This is a genomic window from Paenibacillus sp. FSL R7-0345 (genome assembly GCF_038595055.1).
In the GTDB taxonomy this organism is placed as follows: domain Bacteria; phylum Bacillota; class Bacilli; order Paenibacillales; family Paenibacillaceae; genus Paenibacillus_AQ.
Genome location: NZ_CP152002.1, coordinates 1932559 through 1956547 on the forward strand (window position 1 = coordinate 1932559; position 23989 = coordinate 1956547).

At 54.6% G+C, this 23989-nt stretch carries 17 protein-coding genes; all 17 read left to right on the top strand.

What is annotated here, in order from left to right; translation table 11 throughout:
• Positions 1-12: 12 nt before the first annotated feature.
• Positions 13-2370 carry a helix-turn-helix domain-containing protein gene (locus NST84_RS08110; RefSeq protein ID WP_342565093.1) on the top strand — a complete coding sequence of 786 codons (2358 nt, stop codon included), beginning with the start codon at positions 13-15 and terminating at the stop codon, positions 2368-2370.
• A gap of 67 nt (positions 2371-2437) precedes the next feature.
• Positions 2438-5248 carry a hypothetical protein gene (locus tag NST84_RS08115; RefSeq protein ID WP_342565094.1) on the top strand — a complete coding sequence of 937 codons (2811 nt, stop codon included), beginning with the start codon at positions 2438-2440 and terminating at the stop codon, positions 5246-5248.
• Positions 5245-5937, top strand: a complete 693-nt coding sequence (locus NST84_RS08120; protein ID WP_342565095.1) for a DUF1961 family protein — start codon at positions 5245-5247, stop codon at positions 5935-5937. The genes NST84_RS08115 and NST84_RS08120 overlap by 4 nt, the downstream gene beginning before the upstream one ends.
• 39 nt (positions 5938-5976) lie before the next feature.
• The gene (locus NST84_RS08125) at positions 5977-6120 is read left to right on the top strand and encodes a hypothetical protein (RefSeq protein WP_342565096.1); all 144 of its coding nucleotides are present in this window, start codon (positions 5977-5979) and stop codon (positions 6118-6120) included.
• Between the two features lie 5 nt (positions 6121-6125).
• A complete protein-coding gene (locus tag NST84_RS08130) occupies positions 6126-6926 on the top strand; it encodes a polysaccharide deacetylase family protein (protein ID WP_342565097.1) in 801 nt (266 codons plus the stop codon).
• 162 nt (positions 6927-7088) lie between these two features.
• Positions 7089-8285 (top strand): hypothetical protein, encoded by a 1197-nt coding sequence (locus NST84_RS08135; RefSeq protein WP_342566376.1) that lies wholly within the window; start codon positions 7089-7091, stop codon positions 8283-8285.
• 216 nt (positions 8286-8501) lie between these two features.
• Positions 8502-9887, top strand: a complete 1386-nt coding sequence (locus tag NST84_RS08140) for an MATE family efflux transporter (protein ID WP_342565098.1) — start codon at positions 8502-8504, stop codon at positions 9885-9887.
• Positions 9888-10082: 195 nt separating this feature from the next.
• Positions 10083-11699, top strand: coding sequence for an ABC transporter substrate-binding protein (locus NST84_RS08145; protein WP_342565099.1), 1617 nt, complete (start codon positions 10083-10085; stop codon positions 11697-11699).
• The gene (locus tag NST84_RS08150) at positions 11696-12688 is read left to right on the top strand and encodes an ABC transporter permease (RefSeq protein ID WP_342565100.1); all 993 of its coding nucleotides are present in this window, start codon (positions 11696-11698) and stop codon (positions 12686-12688) included. The genes NST84_RS08145 and NST84_RS08150 overlap by 4 nt, the downstream gene beginning before the upstream one ends.
• Complete coding sequence (locus NST84_RS08155; protein ID WP_342565101.1) at positions 12685-13551, top strand: ABC transporter permease; 867 nt, start codon at positions 12685-12687, stop codon at positions 13549-13551. The genes NST84_RS08150 and NST84_RS08155 overlap by 4 nt, the downstream gene beginning before the upstream one ends.
• Positions 13551-14321, top strand: coding sequence for an ABC transporter ATP-binding protein (locus NST84_RS08160; protein WP_342565102.1), 771 nt, complete (start codon positions 13551-13553; stop codon positions 14319-14321). The genes NST84_RS08155 and NST84_RS08160 overlap by 1 nt, the downstream gene beginning before the upstream one ends.
• Positions 14312-15097 (top strand): ATP-binding cassette domain-containing protein, encoded by a 786-nt coding sequence (locus NST84_RS08165; RefSeq protein ID WP_342565103.1) that lies wholly within the window; start codon positions 14312-14314, stop codon positions 15095-15097. The genes NST84_RS08160 and NST84_RS08165 overlap by 10 nt, the downstream gene beginning before the upstream one ends.
• On the top strand, positions 15081-16148 hold the full coding sequence (locus NST84_RS08170; protein ID WP_342565104.1) for an aminotransferase class V-fold PLP-dependent enzyme: 1068 nt from the start codon (positions 15081-15083) through the stop codon (positions 16146-16148). Before NST84_RS08165 ends, NST84_RS08170 begins: the two co-directional genes overlap by 17 nt.
• On the top strand, positions 16141-17367 hold the full coding sequence (locus NST84_RS08175) for an amidohydrolase family protein (protein WP_342565105.1): 1227 nt from the start codon (positions 16141-16143) through the stop codon (positions 17365-17367). Before NST84_RS08170 ends, NST84_RS08175 begins: the two co-directional genes overlap by 8 nt.
• A gap of 951 nt (positions 17368-18318) precedes the next feature.
• Positions 18319-22338, top strand: a complete 4020-nt coding sequence (locus tag NST84_RS08180; RefSeq protein ID WP_342565106.1) for an endo-1,4-beta-xylanase — start codon at positions 18319-18321, stop codon at positions 22336-22338.
• Between the two features lie 262 nt (positions 22339-22600).
• Positions 22601-23620 carry a nucleotide-binding protein gene (locus tag NST84_RS08185; protein ID WP_342565107.1) on the top strand — a complete coding sequence of 340 codons (1020 nt, stop codon included), beginning with the start codon at positions 22601-22603 and terminating at the stop codon, positions 23618-23620.
• On the top strand, positions 23613-23882 hold the full coding sequence (locus tag NST84_RS08190) for a hypothetical protein (RefSeq protein WP_342565108.1): 270 nt from the start codon (positions 23613-23615) through the stop codon (positions 23880-23882). Before NST84_RS08185 ends, NST84_RS08190 begins: the two co-directional genes overlap by 8 nt.
• Positions 23883-23989 lie beyond the last annotated feature (107 nt).

Sequence of the window (23989 nt, forward strand, 5' to 3'; positions counted from 1 at the left end):
ATGGAGAATGGAATGACAGAAAAGCGGAAGAGCTTCATACGGGGATGGAGAGGGCGCAAGGGGCGGTATTACCGCCATAATCTGATTATTGTCCTGATTGTCTCGTCCATTCCCGGCCTGATCATAGGATTGCTAGTTTATTGGATGGCAGGCGGCAGCCTGGAGGAGGAGCTGCTCGAGATGCATAACCGGCAGATCGAGCAGCGTGCCGCCAATATTGATGACCAGCTGTCCAATCTGGAGCTGATGCTGGCTCACTGGGCTTTTGACCCGAAATTTGATTACAGTCTGAAGAATATGGATTTCACCAAAAATCACGAGCGTGCCTGGGACATCACCAAGACGCTTTTGGTCATGCAAGGCTCCAATTCCATGGCACGGCAGGTGGAGCTGTTTCTGGCGGGCGATCAGCCGGTGCTGTTCGGCACGGAGTATGGTACTGTAACTTCCTCCGGAGCTGCAGCTTATGAGCAGCTGATGAAGACGGAGCAGAGCACCTACTGGACAGAGACGGCTTTTGAACCGGCTAAGCCGCAGCAGAAGGAGCTGACCCTTGTGCATCATATTCCCGGCGGCAGCTTAGAGCCGTTCGGGGTATTGCTGCTGCGGATGGATACGCAGAAGGTTTCCGACATGCTGCGGACCATGACCCCGTATAACAGCGGGGAAGTGTATATGCTGCAGAAATCGGGCGGCTTGTTCATCTCCGGGAACAGTACTGACGATGAGGCCAAGCCTTTTGTTCACTCGCTGCAGTCGGCGATTGAAGCAAGAGGCGGCCGTGGCAGCACCTCCTTCCTGTATGACTGGGACGGGACTACCTATGCGGTGACCTACGGTGATTTTTCCCGGATTGCCAGTGAATGGACTTATGTATCCGCTTCACCGATTTCGAGTATAACCTCTCCGGTGGTGGAGCTTTCGAGAACCATCATTACAGTCAGCCTGAGCGCGCTGCTGCTTGCAGCTGTTCTGTCCTGGATTGCATCGAAAAGAATCTACTCCCCCTTCCGCCGCCTGCTGCAGACGCTGCTCCCTGAGCATGACGTCTCTGATGGCCGGGAGGATGAGGTAACGCTGATTGAGCGGCATTGGCAGAATCTGCACGGGCAGCAGAATGCCCTGCAATATACGCTTTCGGAGCAGCTGCCGCATGTGCAGCGCAGCTTCCTCCACCAGCTGTTTCAGGGTTATTTGTATGCTTTTTCCGAACATGAGCTGCAGAGCCGGATGAAACAGTACAAATGGAATGTAGATGATTGTGTCTTTGTGGTGCTGTATATCCAGCTTATAGGCATATCCAGTCTGGAGGGTAAATTCCGCAGCGGGGATGAGAGCCTGGTGTCTTTTGCGGCGGTGAACATTATCGGAGAGCTGGCCGCTGAGCATTTTGAGCACGCAGAAACGGTTAATCTGCACAATCTTACAGCCGGTATTCTGCTGATCGGGCCGGGATGCGGGCCAGAGACAGCCAGAGTACAGGCTTTCGGCGAAGAGCTGGCCGCCACCATCAACCGGATGCTTAAGCTGCAGGCTACCGTAGCCTACAGTGCGCCGATGGACAGCATTTCGGCCATCCCGCGTTCTTTTGAAGCAGCCAAGCAGGCGGCCAGTCACCGCAGATATGGAGGCGGTAACCAGGTGGTCAGCCTGGAGCAACTGGAGCGGGAAGGAGAGGGCGCACATATGCCGCAGTATTCGTTCGCTCTGGAACGCGGACTGATTCAGGCGTTGCGCACCGGCGAGGCGGAGGAGGCAGACCGTCTGCTGGAGGAATTCCTCACTACGCTATCTGCTGAAGGTGCCAAGGTCATTGATGTACAGCAGGGAATGCTGCATCTGCTCGGTGCGGTACAGCATGCAGTGCTTGAGGCGGGGATTGCGCCGAACCAGCTGTTTAAAGGCAAGAATCTGTATGCCGGCCTGTCACAGATTCATGAGCCGGGTATGATTCTGCCCTGGTTCCGCGATCATGTTGTTTCGCCTTTTCTGAAGGAGCTGTCCGAGCGTTCAGACGCCGGAATCCGGCGGACGATTGATCAGGCCATGCTATACATTCAAGAGCATTATATGGACAATATCTCACTCGACAGCTGTGCGGATTATACGGGTACCAGCCCTTTCCTGCTCAGTAAGTCTTTTAAACGGGTGACCGGGCAGAACTTCATTGATTATTTAACGGAGCTGCGGATCGAAAAAGCCAAAGAGCTGCTGCGTGACACGGATCTGAAAATGAACGATGTTGCGCAGCAGGTCGGCTATCAGCAGAGCTATTTTAACCGGATATTCAAAAAACAGGAGGACATCACACCGACACGCTACCGTGAGCTGAGCCGGCATGAAGGGGAGAAGGATACCGGGAGCCGGTGAAGCTGTATGCTGGTGCTATGACGTGCTCTAAGGCGGCTTGTGCCAGCCGGAATGGACTGCCTGTGTGATGTCTCAAAAGGAGATGACAGCCTTGTCCTCAGCCTTGCCGATTCATCTACATTGGCTGACTAAACCCGCAGCTGCTGCGGGGGTTACGTGGGGAGTCCCCTGGACCAAAGGAGAGCTGAACCGTGAGACGCTCTCAGCTCTATATCTTGGCGGACCGGACGGCCATTCCCGTCTGCCGCTGCAAAGCCGTCCGGCCGCTTATTGGCCGGACGGAACTGTTAAGTGGTCTTTTCATTCTGCAGTCTGCCCGGAGGGCGGTGCGGAAGGATATACACTGGAACGTTGTGCAGAGCCGGAAACCGTCCAGTATACAGCAAGGGTGTCCGTCCGTGAGACGGAGGAAGCTTACCTTGTGGATACTGGTGCCATTGTATGTACTGTGGGCATACGCGGTTCTGGACCTTTTACGCAGATTTTGCGCCGGACGCCGTCATTAGCCGGCAGAACGGATAGCGATTGTAGATATTCCGGAGATTTGAAGAACATGAATGCAGGAGCCGGGTACCAGGACACAGCAATGGGCTCGGAGCCACAGGCGTTCGGTTTAGAAGAGCATGCGAACCGATTAGAAGAGCATGCGAACACTATAGGTCAGCTGGTATGCAGCGGAAGCGAGCTGGTCTGTCTTCGCGAGCAGCGGGACACGCTGAGCGGTGAGCTGACACTGCGGCAGGAACGGTTCACCGGCGTGACCAGACAGGCTGCGCTGGAAGAGAACGGGCCGCTGCGTGCCGTGATTCGCCTTGAAGGTAGGCACCGCAGCAGGAACGGGGCCGGGGAATGGTTACCCTACACGCTGCGCCTGTATTTCTATGCCGGACTTGAGTCGATCCGGATGGTGCATACCTTTCATTACGACGGTAACCCGCAGGAGGATTTTATCAAAGGGCTGGGTATCGAATTCAAGGTGCCGCTAAGCGGGCCGCTTTACAACCGTCATATCCGGTTTGCGGGCAGTGAGGGCGTCTTCAGCGAATCACCGAAGACCCTTCATACCCGCAGAACCAAGGGCAAATATGCGGAAATGTTCGCTGAACAGCTTGAAGGCCGCCTGCTGGAGTTTGAACCGGAAGAGGACGTTTATTTCACCGGACTGCTCCGGGATTCTGCAGTCTGGGATAGCTTCCGGCTGGTTCAGGACTCCTCCGAGCATTATGCCGTCCATAAGCGGACCGGGCCGGACTGTGTCTGGATCAAGGGAGCAGAGGGACGGCGTGCCGGTGGGCTAGGCTATATCGGCTCAGAGCGCGGCGGTTTGGCCGCCGGGGTGAAGGACTTCTGGCGGAAGCATCCTTCAGGCCTTGAGCTTAGAGGTGCTTCAGGTGACGAGGCGGCGCTGACAGTATGGTTCTGGTCGCCAGAGGTACCGGCTATGGACCTGCGCCATTACGATACGAAGACCCATGTAGAGTCCTCATATGAAGGTGCCGAGGAGCTGCGGGCCACTCCGTACGGCATCGCTAACACCCGTGAGCTGACCTTATGGTGCACCTCGGGCACACCGGGCTCTGCAGAGCTGTTGCGGATGCAGCAGGAGGCGGATAATACTCCGCTTCTCGTCTGTGAACCGGAGTATTATCACCACAGCAGGGCATTCGGGTTATGGAGCCTGCCTGACAGAAGCACACCGGCCAAGGCTTATCTGGAGGAACGGCTTGACGGCATTATCTCCTTTTACCAGGCGGAGGTGGAGCAGCGCAAATGGTATGGCCTATGGGATTACGGTGACTTCATGCACAGCTATGATCCCGTGCGGCATGTCTGGAACTATGACCTCGGCGGCTGTGCGTGGCAGAATGCGGAGCTGGTGCCGAACATGTGGCTGTGGGTGAGCTTTTTGCGGAGCGGGCGCGCGGATATATTCCAGATGGCAGAGGCGATGACCCGGCATACCAGCGAGGTGGATGTGTATCATTTCGGGGAGTATGCGGGTCTTGGCTCGCGGCATAACGTGGTGCACTGGGGCTGCGGCTGCAAGGAAGCGCGGATCGCCATGGCCGGATTGCACCGCTATTACTATTATCTGACCGGCGATGAGCGGATCGGCGACATCATGGACAGTGTGAAGGATGCGGACTATACGACCGTGAATCTTGACCCGATGCGGGCTTATTTTCCCAAGGATGAATTTCCGACACATGCCAGGGTGGGCCCGGACTGGGCGGCGTTCAGCTCCAACTGGATGACCCGGTGGGAACGATACGAAGAGACAGCTTACCGTGACAAAATATTGACCGGCATTGACTGCATCAAAGCAGCCAATCTGCGGCTGATTTCCGGTCCAACCTACGGCTATGATCCCAAAACAGGCATCCTCAGCCCGATGGGCGATGACAACTGGGGACGGCATCTGGCAATCTGCATGGGCGGGCCGCAGGTGTGGTTTGAGCTCGCCATGATGCTGGAGGACCCGGTGTGGGAGGATATGCTCGCGGAATTCGGCGTCTTTTACAACCTGCCGCAGGAAGAAAAGGATGCTTATGCCGGAGGAGCCATTACAGGCAAGCTGCGGTTTGAGCACCCTGTGCTGAGTGTCGCTATTGCTGCATATGGAGCCTGGTATAAGAATGACCGGGCAACGGCAGACCGCTGCTGGAGCATCCTGCTGGAGAACCCGTTCGGAGCCGTCAATCTGCAGGAAGAGCAGATCCCGGTTACTTACATGGACGAGCTGAATGAGATTGACTGGATGAATACGAACGAAGCTTCACAATGGTCGCTTAATACGATCATTGCGCTGGAGCTGATTTCTGAAGCACTTCCTGAAGCGATTCCTGAACGGGATTCGGTAAAGGGGGCAAAAGAATGACAGCTCAGCAGACAGCGCTGATCCCGGAGCAGTGGCGGGAGATATACCGCAATACGCTGGGGGGGCCGGAGCAGGTGGCCGGCTTTCGGATGGAAGGTGACGGCGCAGTAACCTTTCCGGTGGGCAGGTTGCGGCTGGAGAGTACCCGGAATGCCTCGGAGGGGCAGAAGGCGAATGTTGTATTCTGGTGCCCGGAGGTTTTTCCGGGGGACCTGGCAGTGTCGTGGACATTCCGGCCGCTGCGCGAGCCGGGACTGGCCATTCTGTTCTTCGCTGCTGCCGGTGCCGGGGGGAAAGACCTGTTCGACCCGTCGCTGCCGGTGCGGACCGGGGAGTATGATCAGTATCATCACGGGGAGATGAACGCTTTTCATATATCCTATTTCCGGCGGATGTGGGCGGAGGAGCGTTCCTTCCACACCTGTAACCTGCGCAAAAGCTACGGCTTTCACCTGGTCTCGCAGGGAGCTGATCCGCTGCCCGGTATTGCCGATATGACTGCTGCCTATCAGATGCTGGTCGTGAAGCGGGGGCCGTCTGTAACCTTTGCCATCAACGGACTGCCGCTGCTGCAGTGGACGGATGACGGCTCATCCTATGGTCCGCTGCTGGCCGGCGGCCGGATCGGCTTCCGGCAGATGGCTCCGCTGATCGCAGAGTACAGCGATCTGACTGTTTATGCGCCCTGAGAGGCTCAGAAGCTGCTGAGTATGGGCGCACAGTAAGTAATGAAAGGCATAAATGCCCTTGATTTCGGCCGGAGCGGCCAAATGGGCAAAATGAGAGGCAAAAGTGCCTTTGAATTCGGCGGAAGCGGCCGAGTGGATACTATTTTACATGAGATACCATTATCCAGATTCAAGGAGGCGTAACAGCAATGCCAGTAGTATATTACTGCTATCCGCAAGGCCGGCATAAGGCGCTGACAATGAGCTATGATGACGGAAGACGGGCGGATGAGCGGCTGGTTGGCCTGTTTAACAAATATGGGATTAAAGGAACCTTCCACTTGAACTCCGGCCTGCTGGGTGATGGCGACCGGATTACAGCGGAGGAGGTGCCGCAGCTGTATAAGGGCCATGAAGTCAGCGCCCATACGCGGCGGCATCCGACGATGGCCCGCTGTCCGCAGGAGTATATCGTCGAGGAGATCATGGAGGACCGCAAAGCGCTGGAAGCGCTGCTCCGCCAGCCGGTCCGCGGGATGTCTTACCCGAACGGATCGTATACGGAAGAGATCAAAGAGCTGCTGCCGCATCTTGGCATTGAATATGCCCGGACCGTGCAGAGCACCGGCAGCTTCGGCCTGCCGGAGGACTGGCTGGAATGGCCGGCGACCTGCCATCACAACCGGAATCTGCTTGAGCACGGGGAGAATTTTATCGCCCTGCACAAACGGCAGTACCTGTATCTGATGTATGTATGGGGCCACAGTTATGAATTCGATAACGATAATAACTGGGAGCTGATGGAGAAGTTCTGCGCCATGGCCGGCGGGCGGGATGACATCTGGTATGCCACTAACCTGGAGTTTGTTCATTATATGAAGGCTTGCCGGAATCTGATTTTTGCGGCGAGCCGGGATTTTGTATTCAATCCGAACGCTGCGTCAGTGTGGCTGGAGGTTGACGGCCAAGTAATTGAAGTGCCGGGCGGGCAGACCGTGGACTTGGTTTAATAACGGAAGCAGGCTGGGAGAGCGCGCTTGCACCAGTTGCAGGCGGGGCAAACGGATGGGAGACAAGGAGGCGCTACTGTGGATAACATTAATCAAACCAGTAATCAATCGCTGCACCGGCTGGCCGGAATCGATATTTCGGCTGCCGGTCCAAGATGCAAAATGCTGATCGGAGACCTGGACGGGGACGGCAGGGCTGAGCTGCTGCTGGTTCAGCCGGATAACCGCCAGGATGTGCGGTATATTCCGCATCAGGTGCAGTGCCTGACCGCCTTTGATCTGGACGGCCGTCTGTTGTGGCAGACCGGGAAGCCGGATGAAGGGGCCGGAAGCCAGGGCTCGGATTACCCGGCCCAGGTTTATGATATTGACGGTGACGGTGCGCTTGAGGTGTTGTGTGTCATGGATGACAAGCTGCAAATTCTGGAGGGTGCAACCGGAAAAGTAAAGGCAGTACACGAGCTTCCGTCTGCAGAGGCCCATGACTGCATTATTATTGCCAACCTTAGCGGCAAGGACCGTCCTTCTGACATTATTCTTAAAGACCGGTATCACCGCCTGTGGGCACTTGACAGCAACCTGCAGCTGCTCTGGACTCATGAGGGCAATGTAGGACATTATCCGTGGGTGTATGATCTTGACGGTGATGGACGCGATGAGGTTATGGCCGGATATGATTTGTTGGATGCAGACGGTAAACGGCTGTGGAGCTGCCGTGATCTGGAGGATCATGCGGACTGCCTCTGGGTCGGAGATGTGAACGGCGACGGGCTTCCCGAGCTGGTGGTCGGGGGAAGTGTCACGGTAATGTACAACCGGGACGGAAAAGAGCTGTGGCGGTACGAGGGCTCCATTGAATCCCAGCATCTGGCGCTTGGACGTTTCTGTCCTGAGCTGCCTGGGCTGCAGATTGCCGGACTCGACCGTATGGTCCGTGAAGATGACGGCAAGGGTCTCAAGGGAAAAGACGCCATGTTCCTGCTCGATCAGCACGGCAAGGAGCTCTGGAAAGAGGAGCGCACAACAGACGGCTGGCTGACAATCGTCGATGCGGTCAGCAGCTTCTGGAAGAACGCGCCTGATTACATTCTGGCTTACCGGCGCGGTGAAGGTGTGCTGCCTGCGCTCTATGACGGCAAAATGAATAGGGTTGCACAGTTTGCCGAGCAGGGCTACGCCGTGCACGGGGATCTGCTGGGCAGCGGCACCGAGCAGGTCATCATCTATACGGATGAGCTGGCGGCAGTCTATGCCGGAGAACAGCTCACGCTTCAGCCGGTACATCCGGGCCGGGCGTTGCCGCAGCCCAAACGGCTGTACAGCTCCACTCTGTATCCCGGCGGGGAAGTAGCGCCGTAAGGTCAAAATATTCCCGGATCAATAACCCGTGAGGCATAAGCCCTGCGGGTTTTTTGCTTATTATAGAGCGGTGGAGGCACAGCGGCCGGACGTCCAATCATTCTTTGGAGAATGTATAGTTTGCTCTGGTTAACAGACGAAAAGGTGATTTTGTAGTAAACTGGAAGGAATGTTTTGCGCTCACTCCAATCCTACAGAAAAGAATGTGATATGTTTATGCAGCTTCAGGCTCAAATACGCAGTAAAAAATGGCTGGAGAAATACCTTTCCGGGGAAGGAATGGATTACAGGCAGATCATCGCCTTGTTTATTCCCATCCTGATCGATCAGGCCTTCATCATCGGGCTGAATCTGGTAAACACGGCGATGATTAGCTCATCCGGGATGGCTGCGGTCAGCGCAGTGAACATGGTGGACTCGCTGAATATTTTTCTGATCAACGTGTTCGTGGCCATTGCGACTGGCGGAACCGTAGTAGTTGCCCAATATAAAGGCAGCGGCAACGACCGGATGGTCTCACAGGCTACTGCCGGTTCAGTCACCTCGGTGTCGCTGATCGCTGTGGGCATCGGTCTTCTGCTTATGGCCTTCCATTCGCCGGTATTAAACCTTTTATTCGGGTCGGCCTCCGCCGATGTGCTGGATAATGCCCGGATCTACATGATCGGCAGCAGCATCTCTTATCTCGGGATTGCGGTAGTTCAGGCAGTCTGCGGTGCGCTGCGGGGTGTCGGCCGGACACGGGCTTCTCTGATGCTGTCGCTTATCATGAACCTTTTATATGTAGTCCTGAACATTGTTTTTATTAATCTGCTGCACATGGGTGTGCTGGGGATGACACTGGCGGTTAATATCGCGCGGTATACAGGTATGATCTGTGCCCTCGTCTACCTGTTCAAGGTGGATACTGTACTGCGTGTGCGGGTCCGCGATCTTCTTCACGTTCCGCTTGAAATGCTTCGCAAAATTATGTTCATCGGCGTACCGTTTGCCGCAGAGCAGATGTTTTTTAATGGAGGAAAGCTCCTGACCCAGATCTTTATTGTCAGCCTGGGTACCTATGCGATCGCAACCAACGCCATTGCCGGCTCATTAGCCATGGTGTTTCAGATTCCGGCCAGTGCGCTGTCGCTGACAATCGTGACGGTAGTCGGTCAGAGTATCGGGAGGGGGAATGTTGCGGATGCGAGAAAATTTATCAAATCCTTCCTCTGGATCGGTTCCGGCTCGCTGGCCTTGATCGCACTCATTCTGATGCCGTTGTTCCACCCGCTGGTGTCGATTTTTTCGCCGCCTCCGGAAATTATCGATGATTTATTTATCGTGCTGCTGGTCAATGCCATTGCCCAGGTTCCACTGTGGGCGGTCAGCTTTATTTTGCCGTCGGCACTGCGGGCAGCAGGGGATTCACGGTTCACTTCCATTACTTCGATGCTGACGATGTGGCTGTTCCGGGTGGTTTTCGGCTATATTTTGGGGATCGTGCTCGGCTTCGGTGTCCTTGGTGTATGGATTGCGATGAACAGCGAGTGGGCGGTGCGCGGGGCTGTTTTCCTATGGCGTTTTAAAGGAAAAAAATGGTTTGCACACAAGCTGATTTAAAATTGCAGGGAAAAGAATAGGAAATGAACGTAGAAGCCTTTTTGACTTTGTTAAAACGGATACATTTCCTTTATTGGATATAATAGTTTTATCCGCTCCGGGAGAATGTAAATTTTGTTTGACAGGGGGGATTGTATGGACCATAATACAATCCATACTAAACATATAAGGTTTATAGGAAGGGGAGATTGAGACATGCAATTTACAGTTTCTTTTAAAAAATCGCTATGGTCAGGAACACTGGCAGTTCTACTAATGGCGGTGATTGCCGGCTGCTCCGGGCAGAACAATACACCTGCTGCAAGTGAGACCGCCCAGCCAAGCGCAAGCCAGGCGGCGGATGCCGGGAACAGCACCAGCGAGCCCGCGGCGGGAGGGACTTTCGTCTATGGACGCCCTGCTGCAGTGACCTCGTTTGATTTGCATAACCAGATTACCTCGAACAATGCGTTTGCGATTGATAAAGTGTTTGAATCCCTGGTTGCTTTTAACAGTGAAGGGGAGATTGTGGACTGGCTGGCTGCCTCCCATACCATCAGTGAAGACGGCTTGACCTATACCTTTGTGCTGCGTGACGGCCTGAAGTTCTCTAACGGCAACGCTGTTACAGCCAAGGATGCTGTATTCTCGCTGGAGCGTCACCTGAAGGTCGGCGGTCCGCTGGCGATTGCAGCCAAGGTGGATAGCGTAACTGCACAGGATGACAAAACGCTGGTAATTAAACTCCAGGAGCCGTACACACCATTCATCTCCGAGCTGTCCAACTTCTCGAACGGCATTATCCCGGCTGATTTCGGCGGGGTTACCGAGGAAGAATTCTTTAAAAAGCCAATCGGCACCGGCCCGTTCGCCATTGAAGCCTGGGACCCTGCGGGCGATGTGAGGTTCGTCAAAAACACGAACTACTGGCAGGAAGGCAAGCCGGCGATCGATGAGCTGGTCTATAAGCTGATCGAAGACGACAGCCAGGCTATTAACCAGCTGAAGGCCGGAGAGGTTAACGCGATCGAAGCGCTTGCCCTGCAGAATGCTGAAGAATTGAAAAACGGCGCTGATACTGCTGTAGTCACCAACGGCAGCTGGGTAACTGAGCAGCTGTTCTTCAATACACTGGATGAGCATTTCAAGGATGTGCATGTCCGCCGCGCGCTGGCACTGGCACTTGACCGTGAAGGCCTGACCAAGGCGCTGACCTTCGGTTATGCCAAGACGGCAAACTCCCTGCTGCCGACAACCATTCCTTACAATGCGAATGACACGATAAAAGCGCTGAACTATGATGTAGAAGCTGCCAAAGCTGAGCTGGCTAAATCCGCATTCCCTAACGGCTTCAGCACCAAGCTGCTGGTGGCCTCCGGCAACAGCACCAGAGCCCAGGAAGCGCAGATTATTCAGGCGGCAGGCCAGGCGATCGGCATCAAAATTGAGATTGAATCCATTGAGCTGGCTTCCTTCCGTGAACGGTTCTTCGCCTATGATTTCTCTGCTATGCTGAACAGCGGCCAGGCAGATTCTCCGGAAGCAAACTCGATTCTGGCTTTCCAGACGGATCCGGAAGGCTTCAGCAAATCGTACTGGACGCATTATACCAATGACGAAGTAACCAAGCTGCTGTATGAAGGACAAAAAACGGCAGACGGCGACGCCCGCGCAGAGATTTACACCAAGCTCCTGCAGACGCTGGCTGATGAAGTACCTTACATTCCTCTCTACTATCCTGACATCCTGATCGGTGCCCGCTCTTCGGTAGAGGGACTTACTGTATTGCCTAACGGCAGCGTCCGCTTTGAAGATGTGCGGATGGGTCAATGATGATTCCGGGCAGGCTGCAAAGTTCTGCAGCAGCAGGTAATCGTACATCCTACAGATGGCTGACGGCGGCTCTGATTAGAGCCGCTGTCGTTATCCTCTGTGTGATGACCGCTGTCTTTTTTCTGATCCGCATCGTTCCCGGCGATCCCGCAAAAATGATTTTGGGTGAATACAGTACACCCGAAGCCATCGCAGCCATGCATCATACACTCGGGCTGGATCTTCCGCTGTGGGAGCAGTTCATCCGGTTTGTGAAGCTGCTGTTCACCTCCGGTGACACCGGTAATTCCATTATCTCGGGAACCTCAACTCGGGTGCTGATTGCCGAGCGTGCGCCGGTAACCATGCTGCTGATACTGATGGCCTGTGTCATTGCTGTAGTGATTGCCCTCCTGCTTGCTACGGTTGCGGCTACGAATAAGGACAAGCTGGCGGATCATCTGATCCGTATTTTTCCGACGATTACTCTGGGTATGCCAATCTTCTGGGTTGGCATCCTTTTCATTATGCTGCTTAGTGTCCGGCTCGGCTGGTTTCCTGTCGGCGGCGTAGGCGAAGGCTGGTCGGGCATGTTGTACAGCCTGACGCTTCCGGCGGTTACAGTCGCTTTTTCCCAGATTCCAACGCTTGTCCGCTCTTTAAGGGCGCAGATGCTGGAGGTGCTGGAATCCGACTTCGTGGTTACTCTGAGGGCTGCACGCATTCCCGGCCGGGTTATTCTGTTCAAGCATGTGCTGCGCAATTCGGCACTGCCGACGCTGATGCTGCTGGGGGTTAACATTTCCTATCTGATTGGCGGCACGCTGGTCGTTGAGCAGGTGTTTGGCATTAAAGGCATCGGCAGCCTGCTGTTTACTTCCATTTCAAACCGGGATTTTCCGGTCATCCAGGGAATTGCGCTGTACTGTGCGGTTTCTGTGGTGATTATCAGCCTGCTGGTCGAGATTGCAGCCAAGTGGCTTGATCCCCGGACGAAAGGAACACGATGAAAACTACAACCAATTATCCTGAACTGCAGACGGACGGAACCGGGACTTCGCTGATCCGCCGGATTCTGAATACCCCATCCCTGCTGGCAGGAGGCATCATGTTTGCTGTGCTGATCCTGCTGGCTATTTTCATTCCGTACATCAGCCCGTATAACCCTACTGAGCAGAATTTAAGCGCGTTTCTGCAGCCGCCGTCCGCCGAGCACTGGCTTGGAACAGACCAGCTGGGGCGGGACCTGTTCACCAGACTGATCTACGCAGCCCGGACGGACCTGACCATTATGGTGCTGGCGGAGATTATCCCGTTTTGTACCGGAATTTTTCTGGGAATGGTGGCAGGCTACTATGGAAAACGGGTCGATAACATCATTACTTTGATTACGGATACGTTTATTGCCTTTCCTTTTTATCTGATTGTCATTATTGTGGCCTTTGCCAGCGGGGCGGGCCAGCGCGGAATTTATATCACTTTTATTCTCGTCGGCTGGATTGTGTTCGCCCGGGTGGTCCGCGGGCTGAGTGCCTCATTCCGTGAACAGGAGTGGATTGCTTCGGCTCAGACGCTGGGGCTGTCCGGTCCACGCATTATTTTGCGGCATCTGCTGCCGAATGTGCTGCCGCAGGCTGTGGTCGTCCTGATGACGGATATGGTCGGCCTGCTGGTTGCAATTGTCACGCTCGGCTATCTCGGCATTGGTATCGCCCCGCCGACTCCCGACTGGGGAACGATGATTGCGGACGGGCAATCCTTTATCTCGACCGCCTGGTGGCTCTCGGCCGTGCCGGGCTTCGCCGTGGTATATACGGGGATTGCCCTGTCGCTGGTGGGCGACGGGCTGGCAGATCTATGGAGGAAAAAATAATGGCTACAACACCCGTTTTGGAAATAGAGGGCTTGACGCTGACTGCCAAATCGCAGGAGGTGCTGGTCAAAGAGGCCAGCTTCTCACTGCAGCCGGGCGAGAGTCTGGGCCTGGTCGGCGAATCAGGCTCCGGCAAATCGCTTACGCTGCGGGCGGTGCTCGGCCTGCTTCCGCGAGGTGTGCAGCAGACAGGCGGGGTGATCCGCAGCGCGGCGGACAGCGCCATGGTGTTCCAGGACCCAAGGGGCGCCTTGGACCCGCTCTGTCCGGTGGTCAAGCAGGTAGCAGAGGTTGTGTATTACAGACAGCGGCTCAGCCGCAAAGCCTCGCGCGCCGCGGCGCTGGAACTGCTGCATATGCTCGGACTGCCTGAATCGCTGCGCAAGGCGGACCGGTATCCAAGCCAGCTCTCCGGCGGCCAGTGCCAGCGGATCGTCATTGCGATGGCTCTGGCCTGCAAGCCGGGTATTCTGCTCTGCGATGAGCCGACTACAGCGCTTGATGTCACCGTGCAAAAGCAGATTATGGAGACGGTGGGCCGGCTGCAGCAGGAGCTGGGGTTTGCGATGATTTTTGTGACGCACAACCTGGCGGTAGCTGCTGCGATGTGTTCCAGGCTGGCCGTGATGAAAAAAGGCGAAATCGTCGAGCACGGCAGTACGCTAAGTGTTCTGCAGAGCCCGCAAAACGCCTATACCCAAATGCTGATTAACTCGGTGCTGCCAGTGCCGGAGCTTGTACCTGAAGGGGGCGGAGCTTTATGGACTTAAGCCTGCAGGTTAACGATGTGACCGTGCGTTACGGCGGATTCACTGCGCTGGATAACATCCGGCTTGAGGTACAGCAGCACACCACCCTCGGTCTAGTCGGAGAATCCGGGTCAGGCAAATCTACCCTAGCACGGGTAATTGCCGGACTGATTATCCCGGATCAGGGCCAGCTTCTGCTGGGGACAGAGCCGCTCTCCCGGAAACGGACCCGGGAGCAGCGCAAAAGCATCCAGATGATCTTTCAGAATCCGGATGCCTCGCTGAACCCGAAGCATTCCATCCGGCAGATTCTGGCCGAAGCGCTGCTGTTTCACAAGATCGTGGGCCGCGCGGAGGTGGAGAAGCGATCCAGGCAGCTGCTGGAGCGTGTGCAGCTTGAAGGAAAAGCGCTGGATAAATATCCGTATGAATTCTCAGGCGGACAGCGCCAGCGGATTGCGATTGCCCGTGCGCTAAGCGTAGAGCCCAGCCTGCTGATTGCCGATGAGCCGACCAGTGCGCTGGATGTATCCGTGCAGCTAAATGTGCTGGAGCTGCTGGGGGCGCTCAAATCAGAGCTTAATCTGACAATGCTGTTTATTTCCCATGATATGGGTGTTATACATGCTGTAAGCGATAAGGTTGCCGTCATGCAGCAGGGAAAGCTGGTTGAGGTCAGCCCGAAGGACAGGTTCTTCAGCCGTCCGGAAGCGGCTTACAGCCGTGAGCTGCTGTCTGCGGTTCCCCAAATGCCGACTATGAAACCATCAGGAGGACTTCATGAACCAACAATATAAAGGATATGTACCGCTGACACGATCTGAATTTAGCACGTTGACCAGCCAGTTCGCCCGGCTGCTGTCAACTGAACATCCTCCGGTTATTATTCCGGCTGAGGCGATTCTGGGTATTGAGGCGGTAGCTGCAGGCATATCTGCACCGGGCCGCACGTTTATTAATGTTGTAACCGGCCCTTACGGCAGTCTGTTCGGCCAGTGGCTGGAGCGCGGCGGAGCAAGAGTGGTGGAAGTGAAGGTTCCGTTTGACGAAGTGGTACCGGCGGAAATGGTTGATGCTGTTATTGAGCGGGTTAAGCCTGATGCGCTTTCCTTTGTGCAGGCTGAGGTCGTTACCGGCGGTTCAAATCCGGCAAAAGAAATCCTGCGTATTGCGCGCAGCCACAACCTGATCACAGTAACGGACTCCGTTTCGGCAGTCGGCGGGGAAGAGCTGCTTGTGGATGAGTGGGGCGTTGACTTTGCCGCTGTCGGTGCGCAAAAAGCACTGGGCGGACCCAACGGGGTCAGTGCGGTCAGCATTTCGCCGCGCGGCTGGCAGTTCCTGGAGTCGAATAAGCATGCGCCGCGCAATTCGATTCTGTCTTTGCTGGATCTGAAGCCACCGACGGACGGGACAGAACCGGTACGTGTCCCGCCTAACATTCCGGCGCTGGAGGCCAGAGCACTGATTGAAGCGCTGGCGGCGGTTGAGCAGGAGGGGCTGGATCAGGTCATCCTGCGCCACGAGACTGCGGCTGCTTCAGCCATCGCAGGTATTAAGGCGCTGGGGCTGGAGCCTTGGCAGAAGGACAGCGGGCATTATTCCACGCTGACGACAACCGTCCGCATCGGCGGGGATCAGCGGCTTAGAATTGCGCAGCCTGTTGGAATTGTAGCCCCCGGAGACGGAGAATTGAACGGCCGGCTGCTGCGGATTAATCACTTTGGCGTGAATGCAAGCCTGCCTAGCGTGGAAAAGGCCATTACAACGCTGGCTGGACTGCTTGAACAAGAGGCAGCTTCAGCGCTGCAGGCGGTCCGGGCAGCATGGGGGAATGCCCATGCTTAACAAACATCCGGAGGCGCTGGATTATAAGGCGATCCGCATCGCAGGGATTGAAGACAAGCGGTATGACATTTCCATCAGAGACGGCAGATTTGCGTCGGTGAAGGAGACGGTGCTGGGGGAACCCGCGGGGCAAATGGAGCAGTTGGGACAGGAAGGGCACGGAGAGCAAAACGGGCAGCCTGGACCGGATGGAGCTGCTTCCCCTCAGGCTGATCTCTGGATCAGCCCGGGCATTATCGACCTGCATACGCATCTGGCCTGGACGGACTTTGACCATTCAGACCAGCTGAAGCGCAGCAGCGGCGAGGTGGAGGTTATGCAGGGCGCGGCGTTTGGAGCTACCCTGCGGACCGGTGTAACGACCGCGCGCGATGCAGGTGGAATCACGCCGCAGACGATCCGCCATCTGGTCCGGAATTATGGCCATCCGCTCAGGGTAGAGACCAGCAGCGAAATGCTGGGGGCAGCAGATGCGCTGGGGACAAAATTCCTGGAAGGCCGGCTTGCCGAGATTTATGCTACCGGAGCCGGCTGGGTCAAGATTATGGCAACCGGCGGTCTCGGCGCACCTGCAGAGAAGGTGCTTGATCCGGTCTTTTCGGAAGAAGAGTTCAACTTCATTGTCCGCCATGCCCATGCCAATCAGATCAAGGTGCTCGTTCATACCTGGGGCGGTGTAACCATTGACTGGTCGATCTCGGCAGGAGTCGAATCGATCGAGCATGGGATGTTCCTGACCGCTGACCAGGCCGGAAGGCTGGCCGAGTCCCGGACAGCTTACGTGTCTACGGCATCAATCTACCGGATTGCCGCAGATCCTGCCGGCGTGCTGGCGCTGCCGCCGGTGATCTGCGACCGCGCCGCCCGGGCAGCCGAGGCCCATTCCCGGGCCATCGGCTATGCCAGAAGCGCAGGCGTCCGCCTCGGCTTCGGCACAGACTATGCCACGCCGGCGCTGCACGGCTATAACCTGCAGGAGCTGGACACGCTGCTGGATTACGGCCTGACCCGTGCGGAGGCGTGGGAATCCGCTACCTCCGGCGCGGCTGAAATCCTCGGGCGCGGGGACGACTTGGGCCGGATCGCCGAAGGCTATCTGGCCGATGCCGTAATCTGGAACGCCGATCCGTTCCAGGCGCGGGATGCCGATGTGCTGCGGGAGAGCATCGTGTCCGTTATAACCGGGCAGAGTGAGGCGGAGCTGGCGGGCGGTAAATAGGAGGTTTAAGCTAGCTCTTATAGTGAAGTATCGGCTAGGCCGTATAACTGAGGTTATACGGCTTTTTGCTGTTGCAGCCGGAGGCAGGCTGATGGGTGGGAGATAGGCAGCACTTGCCGTTAGAGTAAAATTGGACCTGGCCGTATAACGAAGGTTATATGGCTTATTGATGTTTGGCTGGTTAGCGAACTGGTGCTGATGCTGCGTTCCCTGAAATCGTGAGCTGGTCAGAGAGAGCGGCGGGATGTATGCTGGGGAGCTTTATTTTGTCGGCATATTATGTTCAAAGGTTGGTTAGTGTTCTGTATGCTAATTTAGAGTTATGTTTATTTGCGGAAAGTGGGTGGAAGGGGAGGTGCTTGAGGTGTTTGAGGTGTTTGGTGATAAACTTCCGCCGGGATGAGGGTTCCTGCATAACTAAGTGGATTTTCGTCACTTAATTCTTCTGATTCTGTTCATTTCCAAGGATTAAATGGAAAAACGACACTTAATTTAGCCCGAATCCCAGCTTTAGGGGCGAATTAGTAAAATTAAATAGCATTTTTCCACTTAGGTTCCCAAAAGCGGTGTCCACTCGAGAATTAGATGCCATTTTTCCAATTAGCTTGATCAGTAACTCCTCCCACACCTGCAGGTTCATCCGTGTTTTATAAAAAAGTAACTTAGCCACGGAATTTGAACAGTCCTTCATCGGACATTCTCTGAAGTCACAGCTATTCCAGCTAGTAAAATCACAAACTTAACCTAAATAGTTCCTCCAATCCAGTCCGCCTCTCCCCAGCTAATTCAAATGTTATATAAAAAGTACGGTATCATCTTTAGTTTGGAGAAAGACATCGATTTTGCGGGTGTGCTACGATTTTGCTTGAGAAGGGGGGCTGTTTAACAGACGATTGTAAGCGCTTAACTTAAAGGGCAGGTACTAATCCATAAAAAAGAGGAGTGCAATGCATGAGTAGAATGTTCAAGCGAGTCTTTTCCACAATATTAGCCGCCAGTCTGATGCTTCCGCTAAGCTGGGTTGCTCCGGCATCCCGGAATGCTCAAGCTGCGGAAGCCGGCCAGACGGAACAAACCATCGTTTATCATGAAACCTTTGCGGACGGGGCAGGCAAAGCCGCTCAATCCGGCGGGGCCAGCCTGACTGCAGTAACCGGCGTGCTTTTTGAGGGCAACGCTGACGGTGCGGCTGTATATGTAAGCAACAGGGCGAACAACTGGGATGCTGCAGATTTTAAATTCAGTGATCTGGGACTCGTTAACGGGGAGACTTACACAGTAACCGCAGTGGTGTATGTTGATCCCGCTGTAATCCTGCCTGACGGTGCAAAAGCGGCACTGCAAACCGTGAACAGCTACGGAAACTATGCTGAAGCAGCCTATGAGGCGGGCAAGGCCGTTACCCTGACTAGAGAATTCATTGCGGATACGTCCAAGGATCAGGCGCTGCGCATTAATTCCAATGAGGCCGGCAAGGCGGTTCCGTTCTATATTGGAGACGTTCTGATTACCGGTAAACCAGCCTCCGGCGGCGGAGAAGAGCCGGTAAGAGACCCGGCGCTGCCGTTCAATACGATTACCTTTGAGGATCAGACAGCAGGCGGCTTCGCCGGCAGGTCGGGAAATGAGACGCTGACGGTGACTGATGAAGCGAACCATACCGCAGACGGCTCCTATGCCCTGAAGGTGGAAGGACGCACATCAACCTGGCACGGGCCGGCGCTGCGTGTAGAGAAATATGTGGACAAAGGCAGCGAATATCTGATCTCCGCCTGGGTCAAGCTGATTGATCCGGCCAGTTCACAGCTTCAGCTGTCCACACAGGTAGGCGACGGCAGCAGCGCCAATTATGTCGCACTCTCCCCCAAGACCATCAATGCCGCTGACGGCTGGGTCAAATTTGAGGGAAACTACCGCTATAACAGCGTAGGCGGCGAGTACCTGACGATTTACGTGGAGAGCTCGAATAACGCTACAGCATCCTTTTACATTGACGATATCAGCTTTGAACATACAGGCTCCGGTCCGGTAGCCATCCAGAAGGATCTGGTTCCGCTGAAGGCTGCGTACCAGGATGATTTTCTGATCGGGAATGCCATTACGGCCGAGGATCTGGAAGGAGTGCGGCTGGAGCTGCTGGAAATGCATCACAATGTTGCCACAGCGGGCAATGCGATGAAGCCGGATGCGCTGCAGAATACGAAGGGCGAGTTTACCTTTACCGCAGCGGATGCGATGGTCGATAAGGTGCTGGCGGAAGGGATGCAGATGCACGGCCATGTTCTGGTCTGGCACCAGCAGTCGCCGGTGTGGATGAATACGTCCAAGGATGCGGAGGGCAATACCGTACCTTTGAGCAGGGAAGAGGCGCTTGTAAATCTGCGGACACACATCCGTACCGTGATGGAGCATTTCGGGGATAGGGTGATCTCCTGGGATGTTGTGAATGAGGCGATGAATGACAATCCGGGCAATCCGGCCGACTGGGAGTCATCGCTGCGCCAGGCCCCGTGGAAAACCGCAATCGGAGCAGATTACGTCGAGCAGGCTTTTTTGGCGGCGCGGGAAGTGCTGGATGATCATCCGGAGTGGAACATCAAGCTCTATTACAATGATTACAACGAGGACAACCAGAATAAAGCCCAGGCTATCTATAACATGGTAAAAGCAATAAACGATAAGTATGCGCTTAATCATCCAGGCAAAAAGCTGGTCGACGGTGTAGGCATGCAGGCGCACTATAACGTAAACACGAATCCTGAGAACGTCAGACTTTCACTTGAAAAATTTATCTCCCTGGGTGTGGAGGTAAGTGTTACGGAGCTTGATATTCAAGCGGGCAGCAATTATGAGCTGTCAGAAAAGCTGGCCGATGCCCAGGGGTACCTGTACGCCCAGCTTATGAGCCTGTACAAAGAATATGCTGCGAAAATAGCACGAGTTACCTTCTGGGGCATGGATGACAATACGAGCTGGAGAGCCTCATCCAATCCGCTGCTGTTCGATAAGAGCCTGCAGGCCAAACCGGCCTATTACGGGGTGATCGATCCGGTAAAATATATTGCCGGGCATCAGCCGGATACGACGGACGCCAATGTATCTAACGCAGTCTATGGCACACCGGTCATTGACGGGACCGTAGATGCACTCTGGTCCGGTGCGCCTGAAATGCAGATTAGCCGCTACCAGCTGGCCTGGCAGGGGGCAAGCGGCATAGCCAAAGCCCTGTGGGACGACCGGAATCTGTACGTGCTGGTTCAGGTCAGCGATGCGCAGCTGGATAAGGCGAGCGCGAATGTCTGGGAGCAGGATTCGGTTGAGATTTTCGTGGATCAGAATAACGGGAAGACCTCCTTCTATCAGGACGATGACGGCCAATTCCGGATCAATTTTGATAACGAAAGTACCTTTAATCCTGACAGGATTGCGGCAGGGTTCGTCTCTGCAACCCAAGTATCAGGAACTAACTACACGGTTGAAGTAAAAATACCGCTTACCAGCGTAACACCGGCCAACGCCAAGAAGCTGGGCTTCGATGTACAGATCAATGACGCAAAAGACGGCGCGCGGCAAAGTGTGGCGGCATGGAACGATACCACCGGTAACGGGTATCAGGATACTTCGGTGTATGGTGTGCTTACGCTTACGGGTAAGCCTGATGCACCGGCAGTGACTCCTACTCCGGAGCCAACACCGGTGCCAACGGCAACAGCAACACCGACGGCTACTCCGGCGCCGGCCGCTATTCCCGGCGGTACCACTAGCGGTAGTGCTACGCCAAAGCCGACTGTTTTGGAGAGCAATGGCGGTGCAGTGACGGTCAAACCGGAGGTTATTGTCACCGGCGGCGCAGCAAAGGCAACCGTTTCTGCCGAAAGCCTGAAACAGGCGCTTGAACAATCGGCATCTGCAGCTGACGGTCAAAAACAGGTCATTATTGAGTTGGCTAAGCAAGGAGACGCAGCCGCTTATGAATTGCAGCTGCCTGCGCAAAGCTTGAAGGGGCAGGCAAACTTCGTACTGCTTGTGAAGACAGCAGCAGCAATCATTGAGCTTCCTGGCAATATCCTGTCCAGTGCAGCAGCAGACACGGAACTCTTATCAATCTTTATCAAACATGCCTCCAAAGATGGCCTGGATGCCAAGGCACGCACGCTCATAGGGGAAGGTACGGTTATCGACCTGAGCCTGACGGCAGGCGGCAAAGCTATTGCCTTGGGCAGCCCGGATGCTCCGGTAAAGGTGTCCATACCGTATACTCCTGCTGCGGCGCAGCTTAGTAATACGGCAGCCCTCATAGCAGGTCAGCTAGGCAGCACGGGCAGCCTGGCGGCCATCCCGAACAGCCGCTATGATGCAGCTAGCGGATCACTTGTGTTCCATATTACCGGGTCCGGCACCTTTGCAGCTGCCTTTAATCCAGTAAGCTTCCCAGATCTGGAGAAGCTGACTTGGGCTGAAGACGCCGTTACCGCCCTGGCAGCCCGCGGCGTCGTGCAGGGAACCGCTGAAGGCAGCTTCTCCCCGGCAGCACCCGTGAAGCGCGCCGACTTCATCGCTCTGCTCGTCAGAGCGCTTGAGCTGAAGGGAACAGGCCCGGCTGCTTCCGGCTTCAGCGATGTCCCGGCCGGAGCTTACTACGGCAGCGAGCTGGCCATTGCACAGCAGCTTGGCATCATCAACGGCTATACCGACGGAATGGTTCGTCCAGAAAGTCCGGTAACCCGCCAGGAGATGATGGTGATCGCAGCGCGGGCGCTGGCAGCCGCCGGCAAGCAAGCGGCCGGCAGCGGCAGCGGCAGCCTGGATGCATATCCGGATGCAGCACAGATAGCCGGATATGCTGCAGACAGCGTATCCCTGCTGGTTGAAGCCGGTATTGTCACCGGCAAGAACGGCCTGCTTGCCCCGGGCGACACGCTCACCCGTGCGGAAGCGGCAGTGATTGTGTACCGGATCTGGGGGCTATAGGTTAGTCTAGACAAGCAACATTGCAGCGAGAGCAAGAGCAAAATACGTATCCGCTATCAGGCTGCTGAGTTGCACCAGATAGCCAAGCATATAATGAATAAAAAGGAACCGCAGAGGCTACCTCCTGCGGCTCCTTTTTTTGATATCCGTTTAATTAAGAAGAGGGGGGAGTAATTTGAGTACAAAACGGTATTTCCAGTATCTGAGACAGCCTGTATACTAAATACTGATAGTGTAACTATTACTTGTTAGGGGATTATATATGACAATAAATAGAAAGCCCCGGGCATTTATTGGAAGCTCACGGGAAGCTATCCCATACGCTCGCGCAATTGCCGAAGGTATCGAAATGTATATTGAAGTTAATGCCTGGTACGCCAATACTTTTCAAGCTAATGACTACACCATGGAATCGCTTGAGCGAGAGCTTGATGCGAATGACTTTGGGATTTTCGTTTTTGCAGCCGAGGACGTAGCTACCATCCGAAATCAGACTTATTTTGTTACACGGGACAACACCTTGTTCGAAATGGGGCTTTTTTGGGGGCGGCTGGGACGTAAGAGAGTCTTTTGTATTATTCCAAATGTCGTCCCGTCTGGTCAAAAGGGTGACCCTACTTCTTTACATTTACCATCCGACCTGGAAGGTATTACTTTACTGAGATATATGGCTGATCATTCCAGAGGGCCGCGAAGTGCTATGAGTACAGCTTGCGGGCGAATCTTGAGTGCAGTTGAAGAAGAGGGATTCTTTAAACAACGCTATGAGCTTTTTCAAGAGATGAGAGAGGGAATGGAGAGAAAGGACAGCATTATCCAGTTGCTTTTAGAGTATCTACGGAATGTGACTCTTTCAGGCGGTAAAGAAGGCTTTAACGCTGCTGCTGAGGCTGTTCGTAATTCCATTCTGCCTCCGGAAGGATTTCGGGTCACAGGGGCAGCAATCTGGACACAGGTAGATGATGAATATATATCCCAGGTAGGCGGAAATGTCGGAAAGGGCCGAAGATATCACGTATCAGAAAACGACGGCAAATCTCCGGATGAGGAGCAAATCTATGTTCTTAAGGTACTAGGAACTAATAACTGGAAATTTTTTAAACGGGAGCAGATTGCCCGTATAGGTGTCTTATGTTATGCTTTGAGTAAGAAACACGTTCTATCGGTTCATTTTTCAGGTAATCGTGAACTGAGTGATGAATTAATGAAACAGGTTGTTGAGGTAAACCATGATTTGTTGTTTACTACAAAAGGACTGGTGGGAGGGATTCGAAATGAATGAGAATTCTAGGAAGGCAAAAAACCGTCTGATTGGATCCGGCTACAGGTCAATTGTTGTAAGCAACGGTGTATCTGCTGCGCCTGCCAACAGAAAGGACACACGTGCCGGACGGTTTATAAATATTCATGCAAAATCAGCCCCGGTTGAATTAGTAAAAGACCGGCGGTATATAGGTCCAGCAGATGAAGGTACATCAGATGTAAGATATGTTGAAGCAGTAGGCGGAACAATTTCAGATCGTAAGCCTTCCTTCATCCGGTAATACAAGTGCTCAGCAGCAGCTGGGCACTTTTTTGATAATACCGCAACAAACATTGACACAACCCCAACCGCTGGCTATACTTGAAATGTTAAAATGCAAATCGGATA

Coding starts and splice junctions, on each gene's coding strand:
- NST84_RS08110 (WP_342565093.1), top strand. CDS start 13: ATGACAGAAAAGCGGAAGAGCTTCATACGGGGATGGAGAGGGCGCAAG.
- NST84_RS08115 (WP_342565094.1), top strand. CDS start 2,438: ATGTCTCAAAAGGAGATGACAGCCTTGTCCTCAGCCTTGCCGATTCAT.
- NST84_RS08120 (WP_342565095.1), top strand. CDS start 5,245: ATGACAGCTCAGCAGACAGCGCTGATCCCGGAGCAGTGGCGGGAGATA.
- NST84_RS08125 (WP_342565096.1), top strand. CDS start 5,977: ATGAAAGGCATAAATGCCCTTGATTTCGGCCGGAGCGGCCAAATGGGC.
- NST84_RS08130 (WP_342565097.1), top strand. CDS start 6,126: ATGCCAGTAGTATATTACTGCTATCCGCAAGGCCGGCATAAGGCGCTG.
- NST84_RS08135 (WP_342566376.1), top strand. CDS start 7,089: ATGCTGATCGGAGACCTGGACGGGGACGGCAGGGCTGAGCTGCTGCTG.
- NST84_RS08140 (WP_342565098.1), top strand. CDS start 8,502: ATGCAGCTTCAGGCTCAAATACGCAGTAAAAAATGGCTGGAGAAATAC.
- NST84_RS08145 (WP_342565099.1), top strand. CDS start 10,083: ATGCAATTTACAGTTTCTTTTAAAAAATCGCTATGGTCAGGAACACTG.
- NST84_RS08150 (WP_342565100.1), top strand. CDS start 11,696: ATGATGATTCCGGGCAGGCTGCAAAGTTCTGCAGCAGCAGGTAATCGT.
- NST84_RS08155 (WP_342565101.1), top strand. CDS start 12,685: ATGAAAACTACAACCAATTATCCTGAACTGCAGACGGACGGAACCGGG.
- NST84_RS08160 (WP_342565102.1), top strand. CDS start 13,551: ATGGCTACAACACCCGTTTTGGAAATAGAGGGCTTGACGCTGACTGCC.
- NST84_RS08165 (WP_342565103.1), top strand. CDS start 14,312: ATGGACTTAAGCCTGCAGGTTAACGATGTGACCGTGCGTTACGGCGGA.
- NST84_RS08170 (WP_342565104.1), top strand. CDS start 15,081: ATGAACCAACAATATAAAGGATATGTACCGCTGACACGATCTGAATTT.
- NST84_RS08175 (WP_342565105.1), top strand. CDS start 16,141: ATGCTTAACAAACATCCGGAGGCGCTGGATTATAAGGCGATCCGCATC.
- NST84_RS08180 (WP_342565106.1), top strand. CDS start 18,319: ATGAGTAGAATGTTCAAGCGAGTCTTTTCCACAATATTAGCCGCCAGT.
- NST84_RS08185 (WP_342565107.1), top strand. CDS start 22,601: ATGACAATAAATAGAAAGCCCCGGGCATTTATTGGAAGCTCACGGGAA.
- NST84_RS08190 (WP_342565108.1), top strand. CDS start 23,613: ATGAATGAGAATTCTAGGAAGGCAAAAAACCGTCTGATTGGATCCGGC.